Source organism: Microcystis sp. M109S1 (assembly GCF_020247025.1).
Lineage (GTDB): Bacteria > Cyanobacteriota > Cyanobacteriia > Cyanobacteriales > Microcystaceae > Microcystis.
Genome location: NZ_JADBRW010000220.1, coordinates 1 through 6,211 on the forward strand (window position 1 = coordinate 1; position 6,211 = coordinate 6,211).

5 protein-coding genes and 2 pseudogenes are annotated in these 6,211 nt (G+C 40.7%); 2 read left to right on the forward strand and 5 right to left on the reverse strand.

The annotated features are described in order from the left end of the window. The 5 genes and pseudogenes from IM322_RS11015 to IM322_RS11035 all read right to left on the reverse strand — a co-directional run. On the reverse strand, nucleotides 1–257 hold a 257-nt coding region (locus tag IM322_RS11015), incomplete at its 3' end, for an IS4/Tn5 family transposase DNA-binding protein (protein ID WP_287675339.1). A gap of 135 nt (nucleotides 258–392) precedes the next feature. Continuing rightward, on the reverse strand, nucleotides 393–704 hold the full coding sequence (locus IM322_RS11020; protein ID WP_287713204.1) for an RpnC/YadD family protein: 312 nt from the start codon (nucleotides 702–704) through the stop codon (nucleotides 393–395). A 4-nt stretch (nucleotides 705–708) separates the two neighbouring features. Beyond that, on the reverse strand, nucleotides 709–1,620 hold the full coding sequence (locus tag IM322_RS11025; protein WP_287713205.1) for an Rpn family recombination-promoting nuclease/putative transposase: 912 nt from the start codon (nucleotides 1,618–1,620) through the stop codon (nucleotides 709–711). Between the two features lie 93 nt (nucleotides 1,621–1,713). After that, nucleotides 1,714–2,004 (reverse strand): annotated as a pseudogene (locus IM322_RS11030) (Rpn family recombination-promoting nuclease/putative transposase); the annotation flags it as partial. A gap of 202 nt (nucleotides 2,005–2,206) precedes the next feature. Beyond that, nucleotides 2,207–3,188 (reverse strand): annotated as a pseudogene (locus IM322_RS11035) (Rpn family recombination-promoting nuclease/putative transposase). A 289-nt stretch (nucleotides 3,189–3,477) separates the two neighbouring features. On the opposite strand from IM322_RS11035, the gene IM322_RS11040 reads away from it, so the two are divergent. Together IM322_RS11040 and IM322_RS11045 are read left to right on the forward strand one after the other, a co-directional pair. Then, nucleotides 3,478–4,494, forward strand: a complete 1,017-nt coding sequence (locus IM322_RS11040) for an IS630 family transposase (RefSeq protein WP_287675341.1) — start codon at nucleotides 3,478–3,480, stop codon at nucleotides 4,492–4,494. 36 nt (nucleotides 4,495–4,530) lie between these two features. Further along, nucleotides 4,531–6,051 (forward strand): methyltransferase regulatory domain-containing protein, encoded by a 1,521-nt coding sequence (locus IM322_RS11045; RefSeq protein WP_287675337.1) that lies wholly within the window; start codon nucleotides 4,531–4,533, stop codon nucleotides 6,049–6,051. Nucleotides 6,052–6,211: the final 160 nt, after the last annotated feature.

A 6,211-nucleotide genomic window follows, 5' to 3' on the forward strand; every position in this document is an offset into this window, starting at 1 on the left:
ACTGCCAAAACTATTGGATGTTCTTTGATTCTTTCTACTGTACTTTTAGCTTGGGCGGCAATTATATCTGAGGGTTGAAAATAGGGTGAATTCCAAAAGTCGTAGGTGGCACTGGCGGCGGCTAGATTTCCCGAAGCTTGTGGTAGACTTGTACTAAATTGACTGGCCAAATTTTCCACGATACTGATTAATCTTTTCTTTCTTCTCGTGTCCCCTAGGTCTGCATACTGTAATTCTTGGGCTGCCCATTTCTCCATTTTTTTGCTCACCTCCACCTTGATTCCTTCTTTCAAAACTATACCTATCAATCGTTTCCCCTTTTTTTAAGTTTCTTCTCTTTTTGTTAAGAAAGATCTGACTAATGGATAGCCTTGATAAGGGGGGTAATAGCTTCAATTTCCTCGCGACTTTTCTGGGGGAAATTGGTTTAAGAGTTCCTGCTTGGAACAATGGAGAAGTAAAGGAGTAAATTCTTCCGGGGACAGTTGTAAAATCCGGCTGATAATAGCTTGAATTTCTGGATCTAACTCACCAAAACGGACTCGGAGCAGGTTTTCCACCACCAGACGTTCCTCCTCTTGCAGACCCCGTTCTAAACCCCGTTCCAGACCCCGTTCTAGACCCCGTTCTAGACCCCGTTCTTCTCCTTCGGCCAGTGCCTCTTGATAGACTCTCGTTTGTTTTAAATCACTTAGTTCAAACATAGCTTCAATTTCCTCGCGACTTTTCTGGGGGAAATTGGTTTAAGAGTTCTTCCCTGGAACACTGTAGGAGTAAAGGGGTAAATTCTTCTGGGGACAGTTGTAAAATCCGGCTGATAATAGCTTGAATTTCTGGGTCTAACTCACCGAAACGGACTCGGAGCAGGTTTTCCACCACCAGACGTTCCCCCTCTTGCAGACCTTGTTCGAGACCCCGTTCGAGACCCCGTTCTAGACCCCGTTCTAGACCCCGTTCTTCTCCTTCGGCCAGTGCCTCTTGATAGACTCTCGTTTGTTTTAAATCACTTAGTTCAAACATAGCTTCAATTTCCTCGCGACTTTTCTGGGGTAATTTGTAAATGATGATACTTTCGATGAGGTCAATTAACTGCCGTTGACTGGACTGGTCGGTGATTTCTTCTCTGGTCCGCTCGATTAGGGTTTGAGCAGTTCTCACCGCTGCTGTTTCCGACTCTACTACTAATTTAATCACACCGATTCCTAAGGAGGGATTGTCCCTTGGGGCCAATTCATCGAGATAAATGCGTCTAACGCTTGCTAAATTGAGGATTTCGCCAAAATGCAGGGATTGTTCCCGTTCCACCCGACGATGGGGATAAATGACGACAATTTGCCAGGGGTGGGGTGGTCGATATTGTTTTAAAAACAGGAACAATTCCGCAAAAAGCCGATAGTAGAGGGTGTCGTCTGGTTGGAACTGCACTTCCACTAGGTAGAGGGGTTGCTGAATATCTTCTCTGAGTGGCATAAATAAGCCATCGAGACGGAAAGAGAGTTGTTTCACCTCTTGGGAGGTGAATTGATAGTTTGCTGCTCCCGGTTGCGGTTGTCCGATTAAGTCAAAGAAACTGTCGGGAAAGCGCAGGAATATTTGGTAAAAGAGACTGTCAGTTTTCACGAGAAATCTCGCTTCTAGGGTTTATTGGCAATTGCCGAATTGATTTAAGAGTTCTTCTCTGGAACACTGTAGGAGTAAAGGGGTAAATTCTTATGGGGACAGTTGTAAAATCCGGCTGATAATAGCTTGAATTTCTGGGTCTAACTCACCAAAACGGACTCGGAGCAGGTTTTCCACCACCAAACGTTTCCCCTCTTGCAGACCCCGTTCTAGACCCCGTTCTAGACCCCGTTCTAGACCCCGTTCTAGACCCCGTTCTAGACCCCGTTCTAGACCTTGTTTTTCTCCTTCGGCCAGTGCCTCTTGATAGACTCTCGTTTGTTTTAAATCACTTAGTTCAAACATAGCTTCAATTTCCTCGCGACTTTTCTGGGGGAAGTAGTAGGTTGATTCATCAATCAACTCTCATATAGCGGTATTCGCTTGAGTGAGATACAGACAAAGTCTTGCCTAGACTGACTTATAGCTTGTTGCAGTATACCTCATTCGACTGCATACCGCTATAGTAGGGTTAATTCATCAATCAACTCTCATAGTAGGGTTAATTCATGAATTAACCCTACCCTTGATAAGGGTGGTGATAGCTTCAATTTCCTCGCGACTTTTCTGGGGGAAATCGATTTAAGAGTTCCTCTTTGGAACAATGTAGGAGTAAAGGGGTAAATTCTTCTGGGGACAGTTGTAAAATCCGGCTGATAATAGCTTGAATTTCCGGGTCTAACTCACCGAAGCGGACTCGGAGCAGGTTTTCCACCACCAAACGTTCCCCCTCTTGCAGACCCCGTTCGAGACCCCGTTCGAGACCTTGTTCTTCTCCTTCGGCCAGTGCCTCTTGATAGACTCTCGTTTGTTTTAAATCACTTAGTCCAAACATAGCTTCAATTTCCTCGCGACTTTTCTGGGGTAATTTGTAAATAATGATACTTTCGATTAGATTAATTAACTGCCGTTGACTGGACTGGTCGGTGATTTCTTCTCTAGTCCGCTCGATTAGGGTTTGAGCAGTCCTCACCGCTGCTGTTTCCGACTCTACTACTAATTTAATCACACCAATTCCTAAGGAGGGATTGTCTCCGTAGGGCAATTCATCGAGATAAATGCGTCTAACGCTTGCTAAATTGAGGATTTCGCCAAAATGTAGGGATTGTTCCCGTTCCACCCGACGATGGGGATAAATGACGACAATTTGCCAGGGGTGGGGTGGTCGATATTGTTTTAAAAATAGGAACAATTCCGCAAAAAGTCGATAGTATAAGCTGTTATCTGGTTGGAACTGCACTTCCACTAGGTAGAGGGGTTGCTGACTATCCTCAACCAGAGGCATAAATAAGCCATCGAGACGGAAAGAGAGTTGTTTCACCTCTTGGGAGGTGAATTGATATAGCGGTTCTCGCATCTGTGAGGCACAGCTTAACCTTTGCTAATTAAGCTTTTCAGCATTGAGAATGTACCTCTTGTAAACAGGAAACGCTATAGTTTGCTGCCTGTTGCCGGGGTTGTCCGATTAAGTCAAAGAAACTGTCGGGAAAGCGCAGGAAGATTTGGTAAAAGAGACTGTCGGTTTTCACGAGAAATATCGCTTCTAGGGTTTATTGGCAGTTGCCGAATCGTTTGGCTAAACGGTTAATACTCTAGTATTAATAGGCATTGTATAGCTTTATTGTCCTTGCTGTCACCAACAAAAATCTAGGGTACATGGCTCTTTTCCTGTATAATCAAGTCTTAATTTTATGACTTGTCATTATATAGCGATCCTAAATTATTTTCAAAAAAGTGATAAGATAATATTGAATGTTTAATTATACCCAATAAAAAATGAATTATACAGGATTGGAGAAGCAAAGCAAGGAACTACAAATCGCTGAATTAGAACTATTTATAAAAAGTGTAATAGATTCAAGAGAAATGAAACGAGCGCTCTCAGTAAAGATGTCCCTCGAAGGTAAAACCTGTGAAGAAATCAGCAAAATACTCTGTGTCAAGCAATCTTTTATATATTACTGGAGAAATATATTTAAAACAAAAGGAATCGAAGGAATTAGAATAGGATATAAAGGATCGATCGGATATTTAACATATGACCAGACCCATGAGGTAATCGGGTGGTTGAAAGCAAAGAGTTATTGGAACATGGATGAATTAATCGATTATATCAGCAAACATTATAGTGTTATTTACAAATCCAAACAAAGTTATTATCATTTGTTTTCGCTGGCGAAAATAAGTGGTCAAAAATCTCAAAAAAGTAATCCAAAATTCGCTCAAGAGTTAGTCGAAAAAAAGAAGAAAGAAATTCAGAAGGTATTAGCTGAAAACAAGGATGAAATCGAATCTGGGGAAATAATAGTATTATTTTTAGATGAATGTCACTTGCTGAATGGAGACTTAACTGGATATGTATGGGGAGAAACAGAAAGTAGAGTAGAAGTACCCATTAAAAATGAAAAAGAAAGACAAACATATTTTGGAGCATTGAACTACAAGACTAAGAAGTTTCATATTGAAGGTTACTGTTCGGGAGATGGAGAATCAACCGTTAAATTTGCAAAACATTTACAAAACGAATATAAAGATAAAAGAATGATTTTTATTTGGGATGGAGCAAGCTATCATAAATTTGGAGAGTTCAAAGAGTTCTTAGAAGAAATAAATAATGGAAAGAAAGCTAATGAATGGCCAATTACTTGTATTTTATTTGCACCGAATGCTCCACAACAGAATCCAGTGGAAGATGTTTGGTTGCAAGGGAAAAACTTTTTAAGAAAATACTGGTATTTATGCAAGTCTTTTAAGATTGTCAAATTTTTATTTGAATTTTGTATTGATGATCATAAATTTGATTTTCCTAAAATTCATCAATACAGTTGTTTTTAAAAAATGATTTAGGATTGCTATATTTGAGGAATACCCATGAGTTGGACAGAAGGATATGTATCGGAAGTTAACTACACTAGCGGCTTTTACGGCGAGTTAAGTCCCCTAAAATTAGGTTTAGCCACTCTGATTAAATCCATTCAACCCCCCGATTCTAGCCAAGAATTTACCTATTGTGAATTGGCCTGTGGTCAGGGTTTTACCACGAATATTTTAGCAGCTACCTATCCCCACGCTCAATTTTATGCCAATGATTTCAACCCTAGCCATATCGCCACGGCTAGAGATTTAGCGGCCAAGGCGGGAATGAAGAATATTCTTTTCTTTGATGATAGTTTTGAGGAATTTTTAGAGCGAGATTTACCTCAATTTGACTTCATCAGTCTGCACGGAATTTATAGCTGGATTAGTGCCAAAAACCGCCAAGCAATAGTTAATTTTATTCGCCGCAATCTCAAGGTGGGGGGATTAGTTTATATCTCCTATAATGCTCTTCCGGGTTGGTCAGCAGCGATGCCGATGCAAGCTTTAATGTTACGTCATGGTCAACACAGTTCCGAACCAATTTTAACCCGCATTGAACAGGCACTTAATTTTACAGGAGAATTATTAGAAGCTAATGCTAGTTATTTTGACCAAAATCCAATTTTAAAAAATCGTTACGAGCGCCTGAAGGAACAAAATCGTTATTATTTAGCTCACGAGTATTTCAATCAGGAATGGAATTCTTTTTACTTCGATGAAGTGGCGAAAGAATTAGAGGATGCTAAACTTAAATATGTGGGTTCCGCTCATATTAATGACCATATTGATGCGGTCAATCTCTCTCAGGCAGCCCAAGAAAAATTAGCAAAAATTAGCGACCAAATCTATCGGGAAGTGGTGCGAGATTTCTTTGTTAACAATCAATTCCGCCGTGATATTTTTATTCGAGGCTCCTTAAGTTTAACCACCCAAGAACAGCTTAAACAACTACAAGAAACCCGGTTTGCCATGATTGTTAATCCCGCAAATATCAAGTTCGAGCATCAGTTCCCCGTGGGAGAAGTTAAGTTACAGGAGGCAGTTTATCAGCCAATTTGTCAGGTTTTGGCGGAATCTCCCCAAACTTTACTGCAACTACAAAATCACCCCAAAACCTCAAATATTAACTTAAATGGTCTTTACCAAGCTCTGATGATTTTAACTGGTATTGGCTATATTCATCCTGCTGTCGATGAGCAAACTTGCCAAGAACGGAAACCATCTACTAATGCTTTTAATAATGCAGTGAAAGCGAAAGCGATCTATGATGAGGAATTAAGCTTTTTAGCCTCTCCTTTGATTGGTACTGGAGTATTGGTCAATCGTTTAGAGCAGTTATTTCTGTTAGCAAAATCTAATAACCAAGACGGGGTAAGTTTTGTCTGGCAAATTTTGGCAAGTCAAGGCAAAAAAGTGGTTAAAGATGGGAAAACTTTAGAAACCGAGGAGGAGAATATTACTCATCTGAAAACCGTGTACGATGAGTTTAGTAAAGAACGTTTACTAACATTGCAAAAACTAGGTATTGAGTAAATACTAAGTAGGGTTTGCGGCAAAAAGTTTTTCGTGGGGGTAGGGTGTGGGGTGTGGGGTGTGGGGTGTGGGGTTTTACCCATTTTCAGGGGGTCAATTACCTAATTTTCAGGGAAAAAGTGCCTAAATTTCCCCCCCGAACACTCCAATGGCTGGCACT